The organism is Kitasatospora sp. NPDC051984 (assembly GCF_044593455.1).
Taxonomy (GTDB): Bacteria; Actinomycetota; Actinomycetes; order Streptomycetales; family Streptomycetaceae; genus Kitasatospora.
Genome location: NZ_JBIUCB010000015.1, coordinates 33,226 through 46,992, shown reverse-complemented (window position 1 = coordinate 46,992; position 13,767 = coordinate 33,226). Strand labels below are relative to the sequence as shown.

At 71.6% G+C, this 13,767-nt stretch carries 13 protein-coding genes and 2 pseudogenes; 6 read left to right on the top strand and 9 right to left on the bottom strand.

Annotated features, from left to right (window positions below):
- Positions 1-42: 42 nt before the first annotated feature.
- From ACIHEI_RS26035 to ACIHEI_RS26025, 3 genes are all read right to left on the bottom strand, one after another.
- Positions 43-579, bottom strand: coding sequence for a hypothetical protein (locus tag ACIHEI_RS26035; protein WP_392946254.1), 537 nt, complete (start codon positions 577-579; stop codon positions 43-45).
- 359 nt (positions 580-938) lie between these two features.
- Positions 939-1,703 (bottom strand): hypothetical protein, encoded by a 765-nt coding sequence (locus tag ACIHEI_RS26030; protein ID WP_392946251.1) that lies wholly within the window; start codon positions 1,701-1,703, stop codon positions 939-941.
- A 70-nt stretch (positions 1,704-1,773) separates the two neighbouring features.
- Positions 1,774-2,067, bottom strand: a complete 294-nt coding sequence (locus ACIHEI_RS26025) for a hypothetical protein (protein ID WP_396608273.1) — start codon at positions 2,065-2,067, stop codon at positions 1,774-1,776.
- Positions 2,068-2,175: 108 nt separating this feature from the next.
- On the opposite strand from ACIHEI_RS26025, the gene ACIHEI_RS26020 reads away from it, so the two are divergent.
- Complete coding sequence (locus ACIHEI_RS26020; protein WP_396608272.1) at positions 2,176-2,562, top strand: hypothetical protein; 387 nt, start codon at positions 2,176-2,178, stop codon at positions 2,560-2,562.
- Positions 2,563-2,872: 310 nt separating this feature from the next.
- Here the strand turns inward: ACIHEI_RS26020 and ACIHEI_RS26015 are convergent, their stop codons facing one another.
- Together ACIHEI_RS26015 and ACIHEI_RS26010 are read right to left on the bottom strand one after the other, a co-directional pair.
- Positions 2,873-4,279, bottom strand: a complete 1,407-nt coding sequence (locus tag ACIHEI_RS26015) for a family 2B encapsulin nanocompartment shell protein (protein ID WP_396608271.1) — start codon at positions 4,277-4,279, stop codon at positions 2,873-2,875.
- Between the two features lie 270 nt (positions 4,280-4,549).
- Positions 4,550-4,824 (bottom strand): annotated as a pseudogene (locus tag ACIHEI_RS26010) (transcriptional regulator); the annotation flags it as partial.
- A gap of 131 nt (positions 4,825-4,955) precedes the next feature.
- Here ACIHEI_RS26010 and ACIHEI_RS26005 point away from each other — a divergent pair.
- The 3 genes from ACIHEI_RS26005 to ACIHEI_RS25995 all read left to right on the top strand — a co-directional run bounded on the left by ACIHEI_RS26005 (position 4,956) and on the right by ACIHEI_RS25995 (position 8,437).
- Positions 4,956-5,384, top strand: coding sequence for a hypothetical protein (locus ACIHEI_RS26005; protein WP_396608270.1), 429 nt, complete (start codon positions 4,956-4,958; stop codon positions 5,382-5,384).
- 413 nt (positions 5,385-5,797) lie between these two features.
- Positions 5,798-6,976, top strand: coding sequence for a helix-turn-helix domain-containing protein (locus ACIHEI_RS26000; protein ID WP_396608269.1), 1,179 nt, complete (start codon positions 5,798-5,800; stop codon positions 6,974-6,976).
- Positions 6,977-7,090: 114 nt separating this feature from the next.
- A complete protein-coding gene (locus tag ACIHEI_RS25995) occupies positions 7,091-8,437 on the top strand; it encodes a serine hydrolase domain-containing protein (RefSeq protein ID WP_396608268.1) in 1,347 nt (448 codons plus the stop codon).
- Between the two features lie 11 nt (positions 8,438-8,448).
- On the opposite strand, the gene ACIHEI_RS25990 is transcribed toward ACIHEI_RS25995, so the two are convergent.
- On the bottom strand, positions 8,449-8,643 hold the full coding sequence (locus ACIHEI_RS25990; RefSeq protein WP_396608267.1) for a DUF1737 domain-containing protein: 195 nt from the start codon (positions 8,641-8,643) through the stop codon (positions 8,449-8,451).
- Between the two features lie 162 nt (positions 8,644-8,805).
- Between ACIHEI_RS25990 and ACIHEI_RS25985 the strand changes: the two genes are divergently transcribed.
- Positions 8,806-9,300 (top strand): ricin-type beta-trefoil lectin domain protein, encoded by a 495-nt coding sequence (locus ACIHEI_RS25985; protein ID WP_396608266.1) that lies wholly within the window; start codon positions 8,806-8,808, stop codon positions 9,298-9,300.
- Positions 9,301-9,732: 432 nt separating this feature from the next.
- Here the strand turns inward: ACIHEI_RS25985 and ACIHEI_RS25980 are convergent.
- Positions 9,733-10,715, bottom strand: a pseudogene (locus tag ACIHEI_RS25980) (phosphotransferase family protein).
- 169 nt (positions 10,716-10,884) lie between these two features.
- Between ACIHEI_RS25980 and ACIHEI_RS25975 the strand changes: the two are divergent.
- Positions 10,885-11,394: a hypothetical protein gene (locus tag ACIHEI_RS25975; protein ID WP_396608265.1), complete on the top strand. Its 510-nt coding sequence runs from the start codon at positions 10,885-10,887 to the stop codon at positions 11,392-11,394.
- A 41-nt stretch (positions 11,395-11,435) separates the two neighbouring features.
- Here the strand turns inward: ACIHEI_RS25975 and ACIHEI_RS25970 are convergent, their stop codons facing one another.
- Together ACIHEI_RS25970 and ACIHEI_RS25965 are read right to left on the bottom strand one after the other, a co-directional pair.
- Positions 11,436-11,921 (bottom strand): MarR family winged helix-turn-helix transcriptional regulator, encoded by a 486-nt coding sequence (locus ACIHEI_RS25970; RefSeq protein ID WP_396608264.1) that lies wholly within the window; start codon positions 11,919-11,921, stop codon positions 11,436-11,438.
- Positions 11,918-13,669 (bottom strand): MFS transporter, encoded by a 1,752-nt coding sequence (locus tag ACIHEI_RS25965; protein WP_396608263.1) that lies wholly within the window; start codon positions 13,667-13,669, stop codon positions 11,918-11,920. Before ACIHEI_RS25965 ends, ACIHEI_RS25970 begins: the two co-directional genes overlap by 4 nt.
- Positions 13,670-13,767: the final 98 nt, after the last annotated feature.

Sequence of the window (13,767 nt, the reverse complement as noted above, 5' to 3'; positions counted from 1 at the left end):
CCCGTCAATTCACTCCGACCAGCGGCAAATCGGCCCGACCCGTCAAGCCAGTACCAGCCCGTAGTCCGCCAGCCAGCCGCGCAGCTGGGCCCGTTCGGCGCGGGCCAGCGAGCCGCCGGTGAAGCGCGGGTCGTCGGTGACTTCCGCAAGACAGTTCGCCGGGGGCACGAACGTTTCTGCGTCCTCGGTGGTCTCGAACTCGGCCTCCGCCAGCACCAGTCCGAGCAGCCGGCCGTCGAAGACGTCGATGCCCAGCGGCGGGACGCTCAGCCGGGTCTTGGTCAACTCCCGGCCGGGCAGGCTGTCCAGCAGCACGGAGTACTCCTCCCCCGACAGGTACAGGTTGGTGATCAGGCCCTGCACCGGGCCGGTCGTACCCGGCGGCGCCGGGATCTTCTGGGTGAGCTTGTGCGCGCACTCCCCGGTGTCGATCCGCTCGACGTGACGCAGCCGCAGACGGGTGCCGTCCACGTACCGGTCGGTGATCAGCCGGGCGCAGGTGACCGCGCCCGGCGCCGGGACCCGGGCGAGCAGGAAGCGCCGCTCCCGCTCCACCCGCGCGTACTTGCTCCCGGCCACGGCCTGCACCGGGCCGTGCCCCGAAACCGTCGCCTCCGAAACCGCCGCCTCCGAAACCGCCGTTCCCGAAACCGCCTCCGAAACTGAAGCCTCCGGAACTGACCCCTCCGAGCCCGTCTTCACCGGGTCCGTTCCCGTCCCCGTCGCGGGCGAATCGCCGCAGCGCCGCCCCTCCGCGTCCTGCGCCCCCATGCCGTGTCTCCCCGTTGCACGTTGTACCGCCGCGCCCGCACCGCCCATGGCGGCCCGCCGCGCGACCTCCCCGTTCGGGCCGCCCGTCCCCTCGGGGGCGGCCGTGCCCAGCGTAATGCGCGAACCGGACCGGGGCGCGCGGATGTCCGTCATCTCCGCCGCTCCGGCTACTGGTTGAGGGACGGGAACAGGTCCAGGAACGGTTGCGTGGTGACCGACATGCCGCGCCCGAACGGGTCGTCGAAGTCCCAGATCAGGAACAGCAGGAAGCCGATCAGCGCGCTGAACGTGCCGGCCAGCACCAACTCCCGCCCGGAGCGCCGGATCTGGAGCGCGAACAGCATGCCGACGGTGACCAGGGCGCCGACGATCAGGCCGAACCAGACCACGCCGGGCATGGTCGGACCGGTGTTGCCACCACGGGAGTTGCGGGTCTCGTCGGCGATGGCGATCTTGTCCATCATCGCCTGGTACGCCTGCGCCTCGATGTCGTTCTGCGGGGCCCGGGAGGCCACGTCGGTGCGCAGCTTGGCGAGCAACTCGGTTCCCTCCGGGGAGAGTTCCCCGTCGGTGCGCATGTGGTGCCACTCAGTGTTCACCACGAACGACACGTAGGCGTCGACGTCCTTGACGACCGTCGCCCGGTAGTCGGCGGGGAATACCTCGGCCCGGGCGCTGACTTCGTGCAGCGACTGTGCCTCGCGCTGCACGTCGTCCTGCGCGGACGACCGGGTCTCCCAGACGCCGGCGATCGCCAGGCCCAGCACGATGGCGTACACGACGCCGATCATCATGGTGATGTACTCGATGACGTCGGGCGTCTCCGAGGTGTCGGCGTGCAGGTCGGTCTTGCGGTGCCTCACCAGCATGACCGCGACGACGACCAGGCAGGCCCCGGCCATCGCGATGGCGAGCGCCACCCATTCGGACATGACAGGTCCTCTCCTGTTGCTTGGGTCAACGTCAACAACTCGGCTGAAATGGAAGTGGCTTGACGGATCGTCAGGAACGGCCTCGGGCCCGGGACTTCCCGCTCGGGCGCAGCGCCGCCGCGGCGAGGACGGCGGGGATGGTGACCACCAGCATGCGGGTGGTGGTGGGGGCGCCGTGGCGCTTGGGCGGTTCGGCGTGCACCACCGGCGGCGGCAGATGGACGGACGACGTCGGCGCGGGGGCCGGGGCGGGCGTCGCCGGTTCGGGGGTGGGCGGCGCGGGCGCGATCGGCGCGGCGCTGCGGGTGGGCGCGGGCCGCGGCGGCAGGGGTGTCGGCGGCGCGGGCTTCGGCGGTGTCGGCACCGGCGTCGGCGTTGGTTTCGGCGACGGGCTTGGTTCGACTGTCGGGCTGGGCTTGGGAGTTGGCGAAGGCTTGGGTGTCGGCGTGGGCGTCGGCCGCGGGTGGCAGTGGTGCCCGTGCCCGTGCCCGTCCCCGTCGCCGTCGCCGTCCTGATCGTCTCCCCCGCCGTGGCCGTGCCAGCCACCGCCCCCGTGGCCCCCCTGGCCCCCCTGCAATCCGGCCGTCGGGAGCTGGACGTCGGCCCCGCCCTCGGCATCCACCTCGACGTGCGCCCCTGCGGCGTCGACGGAGGTGTGCACGTGGACGCAGATCTCCAGCCACCGCCCCTCGCCCCCGTCCCCCCGTTCGCTCACCGTCGTGGCGGCCTGCGTACCGGCCCGCGTACCGGCCTGGGTGGCGCCGGTGAGCACCGCGCACACCACGACGACCCCGGCGAGCGCCCCGGCCGTCCGGACTCCCGCCGCCCGGGCCACCCGGCGTCTGGTCCGGGTGGGTAAGGTCTCCGCCGCCGCGTTCCCGCCGCTCGCGGGCGGCCGGTCGTTCCGCTGCCTGGGCGTGTGCATGGGCGTGGTCCAACCTTCCTGTGGCTGTGGACGGGTGGCTGCGGACGGGTGGCTGTGGACCGTCGAACTGGCCCCGGCCGGGGCCGGAGCGCAGTCGAGGGTGCACCGGAGGACCGGTGCCGTTCCGCGCAGAAACGGAACAGCATGATCAATCCGACGCACCCTCAACTGGGCGGACCGCCGTTTGGTTACGGCCTCCGACGGTTCACCCTTGGTCTTCCTCGTGACAGCTCTCGGCCTTGCCTCAGCGGACGGCGATCTCCACGTTCTCGAGCACGCCGAGCGCGTCGGGCACCAGGATGGCCGCGGAGTAGTACGCGGTGACCAGGTAGTTGATGACGGCCTTCTCGTCGATGCCCATGAAGCGGACCGACAGGCTGGGCTGGAACTCGTCGGGGATGCCGGTCTGGTGCAGACCGATGACGCCCTGGTTGTCCTCGCCGGTGCGCAGCACCAGGATGGAGCTGGTGTTCTCCGGGGTGATCGGGATCTTGTTGCAGGGCAGGATCGGGACGCCGCGCCAGGCCGGCACCTTGTGGCCCTGCATGTCGACCGTGTCGGGGTACAGGCCGCGCGAGTTGAACTCGCGGCCGAGCGCGGCGATGGTCTTGGGGTGGGCCAGGAAGAACTCGGAGTCGCGGCGGCGGCTGAGCAGTTCGTCCAGGTCGTCGGGGGTGGCGGGGCCGGAGTGGGTCTGGATGCGCTGGTCGAAGGCGCAGTTGGAGAGCAGACCGAACTCGCGGTTGTTGATCAGCTCGTGCTCCTGGCGCTCGCGGAGCGCCTCGACGGTGAGCTTGAGCTGCTGCTCGATCTGGTTCATCGGCTGGTTGTAGAGGTCCGCGACCCGGGAGTGGACCCGGAGCACGGTCTGCGCGATGGACAGCTCGTACTCGCGCGGCTTGAGCTCGTAGTCCACGAACGCGGTGGGCAGCAGGTGCTCGCCCTCGTGGCCTGCGGACATCGCGATCTCGGCCTCGCCGAGCTCGTTCTGCCGCTGCAGCGGGAGGCTGGCGAAGTCCCGGATGTGGGCCTGCAGGCTCTCGGACTGCGCGAGCACCGACTCGAAGTCGGACCGGGTGAGGGTGAGCAGGGTGCCGGAGGTCTTGGCGGTGGCGGTGTAGTCCCAGCTGGCGTCGGCGTCCAGCAGGGCGTTCTCGCCGAACCGGTCGCCGTCGCCGAGGACGCCGATGACCGCGTCGTCGCCGTACTTGCCGGCGGAGATCTGGTTGATCTTGCCGTGCGCGATCAGGTGGATCTTGTCGGACGGGGTGCCGCGCTCGGCAAGGGTCTCCCCGGCCCGGAAATCGCGCTGCACGCAGCGGTCGGCGATCGCGGACAGCACGTCGTCGTCCTCGAAGCCGCGCAGCAGGGCGAGTTCACCGAGCTCCCGGGGAATGACCCGGACATCGCCGCCGGTCTGGATGAACTCGATCCGGCCGTCGCCGACCGTGTAGGTCAGACGGCGGTTGACCCGGTAGGTACCGCCGGAGGTCTGCACCCAGGGCAGCATCCGCAGCAGCCAGCGGGAGGTGATCTCCTGCATCTGCGGTGCGGACTTGGTGGTGGTCGCCAGGTTGCGTGCGGCGGCGGTGGTGAGGCTGGTCTGCTGGCGCTGCGCCTGCTGAGTCTCCGGGCTGCTGTCCACGGACATCGGGCCGGGCTCTCCTTCGTCTCGCCACGTGAGCTGACGCTACGTCAGATCCGTGGGTATGTTGGGGTCTTGGCAAGGTAACGAGGGGATGGCTGAGGGTGTCGGAGGGCCTTCGGGTCACCGGGCCGCCCACTGCCTCCCGAACAGTAGATCTTTGCCACTCCCAGCACTGCCCCCGAGGCCGATGGTGCACCCGATCAGGTGAATCTTGCCCCCGCGAGGATTGGGACTGCCTCCGTCCGGTTTGCCATTCGGGGGACGCGCGGCAACTCAGGTTGACCGCGAACCACCCGCCCCGGAGGCCACAGCGCCGCCCGGCGCTCCGCCAGCGGGTCTCCGCCGCACCCGAACCAGGACCTCACCGGCGTCGGTGCGGAAGCAGAGCACCGACCGCCCGGCCCGGCGTCGAACAGCACCTTCAGGCGCCGGCCCACCGACCCCAGGCCCTGTCCGGTCAGAGCGACCAGCTGGGTGGTGGTCTTCGGGGCGCCGAGCAGCACCAGGACGTCCGCCCGGGCCGGGCCGAGCAGCCGGCCCAGCGCCTCGCGGCCTCGGCGGACGGTCTTCCTGGCGCTCTGGGTGCCGAACGGGCTGGGTCGTCGGCTGCGAGTCCCGCTACGCCCCCTACGCACCGAAGGAGGCCGGCCTGCTGTTCGCGGGCGGCGGCGCGGTCGGCATGCCGGCCGGGGACATCGCCGTCGGCCGCTTCGTCTCCCCGCAGTGGCAGGACCGGCTCGGCGTCCCGCTGTGCCTGCTGCTCGCCGCGCCGTTCCTGCTGCTCGCCGCGCCGCTCCTGCTGTTCGCCCTGCACCCGCCACTGCCCGTGCTGCTCGCCGTCGTCACAGTCGCCGCGCTCGGCCACGCGACCGGCCTGATCTTCCAGGACCGCCCGATGCAGCTGACCCCGGACGAACTCGGCGGCCACGCCTTCGGGTTGCACGGCTCGGGCCTGCTCGCCATGCGGGGCGTCGGCGCCGCCCTGGCCGGCACGGTGGCCGAACGCACCTCGCCCGCGACGGCGATCGCCGTGCTGGCGGCATCCTCCCTGACCGTCACCCTGCTGCTGGCGCCCGGGCTCCGCTCCGGAACGGCAGCTGCGGCCTGACGCCCTTCAACGGGCGGCCGGCCGGTCCGTAAACACCGCGCTTTCCCCCGTTTTCCGTCACGCCCCCGCTTTCCTCCCGGCCCGGAATTCCACCGCCCACGATCGACCTCGAACGACTTCGCATCTGACGCTCCGTCAACTCACTGCCCGCAGAACCGGAAAAGGCCATCCTCGGGTGCCAGGAATTGGCTTCCCCCTCCAGCGGAGCTGTCACCCCGGTGAGCGTTTCCGCCCGTCGGGCCTCCCGGGCGGGGCCCGCATGCCTGCGCCGAACCTATTGACCCCCGGGTTGCGCCGCCGCATACTCCCCCTGTCCCCGACCACCGTCGGATTCGCGGGGACTCCGGTGGAACGGATTATCGCTACCTGGAGGATCGGAATTGGCTGGGCCGTGGGAGGGACTTCCGCGCGATTTGTCGGCCGAACTCAGGGCGGAGCAGCAATCCCTGGCGTCCGAGATCATCCGGGAGATCAGGTCTGCCGTCCCGGAATTCGCCCGCCCGCTCTCCGGCCAATTCGGCGCCGGAATCCAGCAGGGCGTGGAGACGGCGCTCGCCGAGTTCGTCGACCGGGTCGCCGGGCTGCCCGCCCCCGGCCTGCGGCAGGTGCGGGTGTACCGCTCGCTCGGCCGGGGCGAACTCGCCGAGGGCCGCAGCCTGGACGCCCTGCAGGCGGCGTTCCGGCTCGGCGCCCGGATCGCCTGGCGCCGGTACGCCCGGGTGGCCCGCCGCCGCGGTCTCGGCCCGGAGCAGCTGGTCACGCTGGCCGAGGCGGTGTTCGCGCACATCGACGAGGTCGCGGCGGCCAGCGTCCAGGGCTACATGGACGCCCGCACCGACCGCGCCGGCGCACTCGGCCGGGCCCGGCACCGGCTGCTCGACCTCCTGCTGTCGGGCGCCGAGCCCGCCGAACTCGCCGCCGCCGCGCAGTCCGCGGACTGGCCGCTGCCCGCGCTGCTCGCCGGGGTGTCACTCGACCCGCGCTCCCCCGCTCCGCTCCCCACCGCCCGTCAACCCCTCGCCCGCGTCGCCGCGTTCGGCGCCCGGCCCGCCGGCGGCGGACGGCTGCCCGAGCACGTCCTGGTCAACCTGGACGGCCCGCAGCCGCACCTGCTGCTGCCCGACCCGGCAACGACCCTCGCCGACCCGCGAGTTGCCGCGGCGCTGCACGGACGCGGCGCGGTGATCGGCCCGCCGGTGCCGCCCGCCCTGGCGGCGCAGTCGCTGCGCTGGGCCCGGCTGGTCCGCGCCTCCCTCCCGCAGGCCCCGGATCAGCCGGTGGACTGCCGCGAGCGCTTCTCCGACCTGCTGCTGCTCACCGACCCGGCCCTGGTCCGCCTGATCGCCGAACGCCGCCTGGCCCCCCTCGCGCCCCTCACCCCCAAGCAACGCGAACGCCTCGCCGCCACCCTCCTGGCCTGGCTCCAGACCGGCCGCGGCACCGCCCCCCAGGTCGCCGCCCGCCTCGGCATCCACCCCCAGACCGCCCGCCAGCGCCTCCACCGCGTCCACCGTCTCTTCGGCCCGTCCCTCGCCTCCCCCGACGCCCGCTTCGAACTCGAGGTCGCCCTCCGCGCCACGCCCATCCGATAGGCCCGGCGACCCCTGCGGCGGAGCCCGGCCGGCGCCTAACGGGCAGGCCGGTCAAGGCCGTTCGAAGTCGGACGGCTACGATCCGAACAGGAGCGATCAAGGGGAGGCATGAACGTGCTGGACAAGCTTGGTGTGCTGGACGGACTGGACGAGTTCTGCGAGAAGACGCTTGCGGCGCACGGCTGCCCGTCGGCGAGCGTGGCTGTGGCGCAGGGCGACGAGCTCGTGTTCGCGCGAGCCTACGGGCTGGCGGACGTCGCGGCGGACGTCGCCGCCACCCCGGAGACCGTCTACGGACTGGCGTCGGTCACCAAGTCGTTCACGGCCATCGCCGTGTGCCTGGCCGCCGATCGCGGGCTGATCGACCTCGACGCACCGCTGCCCGGCGAGTACCCGTGGGCGACGGTGCCGACGCCGCGTCAGCTGTTGCAGCACCGGGGCGGGTTCCCGGCGTACTACGACTTCTACTACGGCGAGGAGCCGTCACCGATCGACCCCGCCTTCTACCGGCGCCAAGTCCGCGAGCCCGGCGGCGACTTCGAGTACTCCAACCACGGCTACCAGGCACTCGGCCGCCTCCTGGAGCAGGCCACCGGCCAGCCCCTGCGCACCTACCTGCGCGAGCAGATCGCCGAACCGCTCGGCCTGTCCTCCTTCGAGCTGGCCGACCTCCCGCCCGCCGCCGCGCCCGTCGCGCAGCGCTACACCCCCGACGGCCGCAGCTACCCCGGCTGCCGCACCAGCGTCCCGGCCGCCGGGGCGGGTTGGGCCACGGCCGGTGACATCGCGCTGTTCGCCCGCCGCTCCGCGCGGCTGCTCCGTCCGTCCACCGCGGCCGCCGTGCTCGACGCGCTGCCCATCACCGACCGTCTCGGTTACGGTCTCGGCCGGATCGTCCAGCGCGAAGACGGTTCGCTGATCAGCAGCCACGGCGGCGGCATGGGCGGCGTCGCCACCATGATGATCGACCTGCCCGACCGCGAACTCTCGCTCGCCGTCCTGACCAACAGCACGAACAAGGCCGCCCGCGACGCCGTGGTCCGCCACCTGATGGACGCCCTGGCCCCCGAGTTCGACCCGGCCCACCTGGCCCCCGTCACCGAACAGGACCCCGAGCTGACCCTGCCCCCGGGCAGCTGGACCGGCCACATCGACACCCCCGACGGCGAAGTCCCGCTGCACCTGGACGCCCTGGCCGACCGCCGGATCCGCGTCCGCCTCGCCGACCTCCCCCCGGCCACCGTCCCGGCGATCGCCTCCAACCTGTGGGACGTGCGCCTCATCGCCGACCTTCAACTCCCCACCACGGACGCCCGGGTGAACAGCCCGTCGTTCGGACTGGAACTCCGCACGGACGGCGCCGAACTGACCGGCCGCGCCATCGCCCTCAAGAACGGCGACCGCGAAGGCCTGCTCGGCCCCTACCTGATCCACGCCTGCCGACTGCGCCCCGCCGGCTGAAGTCCCTCCCGCTACCTCTTCGGCCACACCACCGCCTGAGCCACGATGACCCGCTCGCCGTCGAACGTGACGGCGGGCCCCTCGTGCAACTCGTAGCCCAGCGCGAGCGCTTCGCTGACCCGGTGGCAGAAAGCGGCGTCGTCCGGCCCGGTCAGGACGCGGTAGTGGGGCAGTCCGTCCGGCGGCGTGCTCGAAAGTGTGCTCATACCCACAGGATTCCAGACCGCGCCCCCTCACTCCGCGCCGGAGGGGGCGCTCCGCCCTCACCGAACACTCCGTCCGCGCACCGCCTGCCGCTGCCGCGGGCCAGGGGCCCGCCGCTAGCTTGGAGGCAGGTCAAGACCCCATCCCCCACGGAGGGTCGGAGCATGAAGCTGCGTGTCGCGGCCGCGCTCGGTACGGCGGCTGTGCTGGTCTCCCTGGTCGCCGGCTCCGGCACGGCCCACGCCTATGTGAACGTCGACAACATCGTCATCGGCAGCAGCAAGTTCATCGATCACCACCTCGGAAGCGTGTACGGCAGCTACGAGTTGAGCTCGACCACCTACAGCACCAGCGCGGCCAACCTCCGCTGGAAGATCGCTTCCGCCGCGCCCGACACCGGATACCCCAACGTCCAGATCCGCAACGACAGCAGTGGGCGCTGCATCCGGGCGATGAGCTCCTCCGTCGTCCAGATGAAGTCCTGCAACAGCCAGGACGCTTTCCAGATCTGGGCGATGACCCAGGGCGCGATCGGCACCCAGTTCTTCAACTTCGCTGTCCGCTCCTGCCTGGACAACGGCAACAACAGCCCCTACCTCTTCCACGAGGAGGGCTGCAACCGCAACAACCCGTACCAGAGCTGGTTCCTCGTCCGCTGACCCACCCGGCCCACCCGACAGCCCCTGCGAAGAAGCGCCCTACTCGCCCGCCACGCCCTCGCCGCTCGTTCCCTCACCGTTGAAGAACGCGACCACACCCCGAGCGACGATGCGGCCTCCGTGATCCGGTGAGCGGCATCAAGCCCGCACCGCATCACCGCACAAGTGCCCTACCCCGGGGGGCTCTTTCGGGCAGGCGGCCGAACATCCCCGGCCAGGCCGGCGCTCGCCCGGCCATTCACCACCAACGGGCTTGCCGGGGCGCAGCAACGCCGCAACGCTGGTGAGCGCTGCCCCGCCGTCCCGCCCGCCGGTCTCACCGGACGGGCTGGTACGGCGTGCGGCCACAACTGACCGAGGGGCTGCCGTACTTCGCCCCGGAGGTCCGAGCCTTCTCGCCTCAAGGCGCCCAAGTCGCCCGGGAGCCGGGGACTACGAGTAGCGCTCGACGAGAGCCAGGACGTACTCCTCCAACCTGTCGGCCAGCAGCGCGGGAGTCAGGTCCGCGCGGCCGAGTTCTCGCCAGGGGACGGCGACCTTCTCGGCGTCCGGGGCAAAGGCCAGGGCGTCGATCAGGCGCCAGTAGAGATGCGCCGCCGGGTCCTCGTCGAGCTGTCCGCCCGCGGCGACGTACCGGTCCGCGAAGCTCATGCCCAGCGGGACGCCGTGGAGCAGGGCCAGGGCTGTCGAGCAGTGGCGACGTCCAGGTCGGCCGGGCCCCACGAGGTCTCCACCCAGTCGACGACACCGCTGATCCGGGCATCGTCGCCGGCCCCCTCGAACAGGACGTTGCCCGGGTGGAAGTCCCGGTGCAGGAAGCACGGCCGGTGGGCCGGCGGTTCCTGCCGGATGACGTCGACGGCCTGCTGCCAGAGGTCCGGTCGGGCCGTCGATTCGGGCAACCGCACCCGATCCGTGGAGGTCCATGCCTGCCAGGCGCGCGGCCTCGTCTCCGGCGGGACCTCGACCTGGTGGATGCGCAGCAACTGCGCGGCCAACAGGTCGGCACGGTGCTCGGCGCCCTGGTCGTCCACGCTGACGGTTCCCGGCAGCAGCGACATCAGCAGTGACGGGTGGTCGCAGGAGGTCGCCGTCGGGTCCGCGTCCACGAGCACTGCCGCTGGGACGTCCGTGCCGTCGAGCAGGCGGAGGATCGCGGCCTCACGCGACAACAGGCCGTCCGCGTGCTGGAGAAAGAACGGCTTGACGAACGACCGCAGCACCAGAGCACGCCGGCCTTCCGGTCCGCTGATGCTCAGTCGGCGCATCTCCGAGGTCCAGCCGCCACGCAGGCGCGCGACAGCTTCGATCCGTTCCCCGGCGGCGAGTCTCCGCTCCACCCAGGACCTGGTGAAGGCCCAGCCCTGCTCCTCGAGATCGCCGCCGACCAGCTCTGCGCCTTCGCTCTTGACCACGGCAGCGAGGCTATCGGCAACGCAGCCTCCCAGACCGGTCATCAGAGAATCCCGCCCCGGACATGCAGCTCAAGTCGACCGAACCGCACCGCACCCAACCCCCCTCTCCGGCCGCCCGTACGCCGTGCCACCATGACCCTCCGACAACGGGGAGTTGGGGGGGCGCAGCATGGTCGGCGAGACCTTCAGAGCGGGCGTGAAGGCGTGGTGGGTGCGTCGGGTTTCGGGGTTCCTGCTGTGCGCGCTGCTGGTCACGGCCGCCTTCACGGTGGTGCAGACCGTCCAGGGCCGAACGGGTTGGCAGGTGGCGACCGGGGCCGGCCGACCGGGGTTCTTCACGGTGACGAAGGAGGCGCCGCACAATTGCGGCGCCCGGGGCAACCCGTGCGACGTCGTCGGCCATTTCGTCCCGGACGACACCGGGCAGGAACTGGCCTACCCCCAGGTCGCGGACGACGATCTGGGGGTGCATCGCCTCGGCGAGCGGACGGCCGGCGAGGACCTCCGCGGGACGGTGTACCGGCCGAACGACGACCACATCTGGCGGATCCACGCCTTCCTGGCCTGGCTGGGCGTGATGGTGATGACCGCGATCCTGGGCCTGCTGGTGCGCCACTGGCGATTCGGCCCGACGTTGCTCCTGAACCGCTTCACGCCCCAACCGGTCCGGCGCTACTGACGGATCGCCAACCCCCGGACGCCCGGAGCCCCCAGGCAGAGTCAGTCCTCGAACGCCACCAGCCGCTCCAGCACCGGCAGCGCCTCCAGCAGCACGGCGCGCTCCCGCGCGTCGAGTTCGGCGGTGCGGCGGGCCAGCAGCTCGGAGCGGCGTTGGCGGATCTCGGCGAGCAACTCGACGCCCTCGGTGGAGAGTTCGACCAGCGCGGAGCGGCGATCGTCCGGGTCGGGATGGCGGGTGACCAGGCCGGAGGCGACCAGGGGGGCGACGGTGCGGGTCATCGAGGGGGCGGCGACGCGTTCGCGGGTGGCGAGTTCGCCGAGCCGGATCGGGCCGTGCGCCTCGATCCGGGCCAGCGCGGAGAGTTGTGCGAACGTGAAGTCCTGCCGTCCGGACGCCTGCGCGAGCTGCCGGTGCAGCCGGGCGACGACGAGCCGCAGCCGCACCAGGTCCGCCGGGTCGAGCCCGCTCTCCACTGTCGAACTCCCACCCTCCGCCGAACTCCCGTACTCTACCCCGGAGTTCACGACGACACATCCGGCGCCACGGCCGAATCGGCCGCCGAATCGACCGCCGGATCGACGACCGCGACCCGCTCCCGCAGCAGCGAGGCGACGGCGGCGACCAGCGACATCGCGATGGCCAGCGAGAACACCACCATCAACCCGTCGTGGAACGGCCCGGAGATCAGGTGCGGGAAGAACTCGCGTCCGGTCAGGGTCTGCGCGTTGGAAGCCGGAAGCGTGGACAGCACGTGCGGGCCGAGCAGTTCGCGGATCGGGTTGTAGCCGAGGAACGCCGCGAACAGCGTGCCGACGGGCGGCAGTCCGGCCACCGCGTGGGCGTCCGCCGGGGAGACGCCCTGGGCGGTGAGACCGTCGGTCAGGGTTCCGGGCAGGGAGCCGGCCAGGCCGGCCACCATCAGCGAGAAGAACACGCCGATGGACAGCACCATGCCGGCGTTCTGGAAGGTGGCCCGCATGCCGGAGGCGGCGCCCCGGTCGGCGGCGGGGACGCTGGACATCACCAGCGCGGTGTTGGGAGCAGCGAAGAGGCCGCCGCCGAGCCCGTTCAGGAACACCAGGAGCGCGAACCAGAGGTACCCGAAGTCGGTGGGCAGGAGCAGCAGTCCGGCGAACGAGGCGGCCATCACCACCAACCCCCCGGCGGCGAACAGGCGGGCGCCGAAACGGTCGGAGAGGTGGCCGGAGATCGGGCCGGCGGCGAGAAATCCGATGGTCAGCGGGATGAGGTAGATGCCGGCCCAGAGCGGGGTGTCGGCGTAGTCGTAGCCGTGCAGCGGCAGCCAGATGCCCTGGAGCCAGACGATCAGCATGAATTGGAGGCCGCCGCGGGCGATGGAGCCGAGCAGCGTGGCCAGGTTGCCGCCGGCGAACACCGGGTCGCGGAACAGGCGCAGCGGGAACATCGGTTCGGCGACCTTGGTCTCGATCACGCAGAACGCGACCAGCGTGGCCGTTCCGCCGATCAGCCCGGCGAGCACCCACGGGTTGGTCCAGCCCATGGTGTGGCCGCCGTACGGTTGGATGCCGTAGGTGATCGCGGCGAGCAGCGCGGTCAGGCCGACGGCGAAGGTGATGTTTCCCCACCAGTCGATCCGGCCGGGTCGGCGGATTCCGGTCTCGTGCAGGGAGCGGTAGGCCCAGACGGTGCCGATGATGCCGATCGGGACGTTGACCCAGAAGATCGACCGCCAGTTCCACTCGGCGAGCAGGCCGCCCAGCACGAGTCCGACGAACGAACCGGCGATCGCGGCCACCATGTTGACGCCCAGCGCCATGCCGCGCTGCCGGGCGGGGAACGCGTCCGTGATGATCGCCGCCGAGTTGGCCATCAGCATCGCGCCGCCGACGGCCTGGACCACCCGCCAGCCGATCAGCCAGAGCGCACCGCCGCCGCCGTTCATCGGGTCGAGCGAGAGCACCACGGAGGTCAAGGTGAAGATCAGGAATCCCGCGTTGTAGATCCGCACCCTCCCCCAGATGTCCCCGAGCCGCCCGAGCGTCACCACCAGCACGGCGGTGACCAGCATGTAGCCCATCAGCATCCACAGCAGGTAGCTGACGTTTCCGGGCTGCAGCGGGTCCAGGTGGATTCCGTTGAAGATCGCGGGCAGCGAGATCAGCACGATCGAGGAGTTGATGGTGGCGATCAGCATCCCGAGCGTGGTGTTCGACAGCGCGATCCACTTGTACCGCGGGTGCTCCACGCCGATCCGGCCCAGCCTGCCCGTTCCCTCGGTCACGTCGGCCATCTCCTGCCCCGCCCCTGGAAGCCAGATGATAATTAGCTGATGTGAACTAAATTACTCCGGACCGATGCCACCGGCCAGACCCCGGCCGGCGACAGCAC

Coding starts and splice junctions, on each gene's coding strand:
- ACIHEI_RS26030 (WP_392946251.1), bottom strand. CDS start 1,703: ATGTCCGAATGGGTGGCGCTCGCCATCGCGATGGCCGGGGCCTGCCTG.
- ACIHEI_RS26015 (WP_396608271.1), bottom strand. CDS start 4,279: ATGTCCGTGGACAGCAGCCCGGAGACTCAGCAGGCGCAGCGCCAGCAG.
- ACIHEI_RS26005 (WP_396608270.1), top strand. CDS start 4,956: ATGCCGGCCGGGGACATCGCCGTCGGCCGCTTCGTCTCCCCGCAGTGG.
- ACIHEI_RS25990 (WP_396608267.1), bottom strand. CDS start 8,643: ATGAGCACACTTTCGAGCACGCCGCCGGACGGACTGCCCCACTACCGC.
- ACIHEI_RS25985 (WP_396608266.1), top strand. CDS start 8,806: ATGAAGCTGCGTGTCGCGGCCGCGCTCGGTACGGCGGCTGTGCTGGTC.
- ACIHEI_RS25975 (WP_396608265.1), top strand. CDS start 10,885: ATGGTCGGCGAGACCTTCAGAGCGGGCGTGAAGGCGTGGTGGGTGCGT.
- ACIHEI_RS25965 (WP_396608263.1), bottom strand. CDS start 13,669: ATGGCCGACGTGACCGAGGGAACGGGCAGGCTGGGCCGGATCGGCGTG.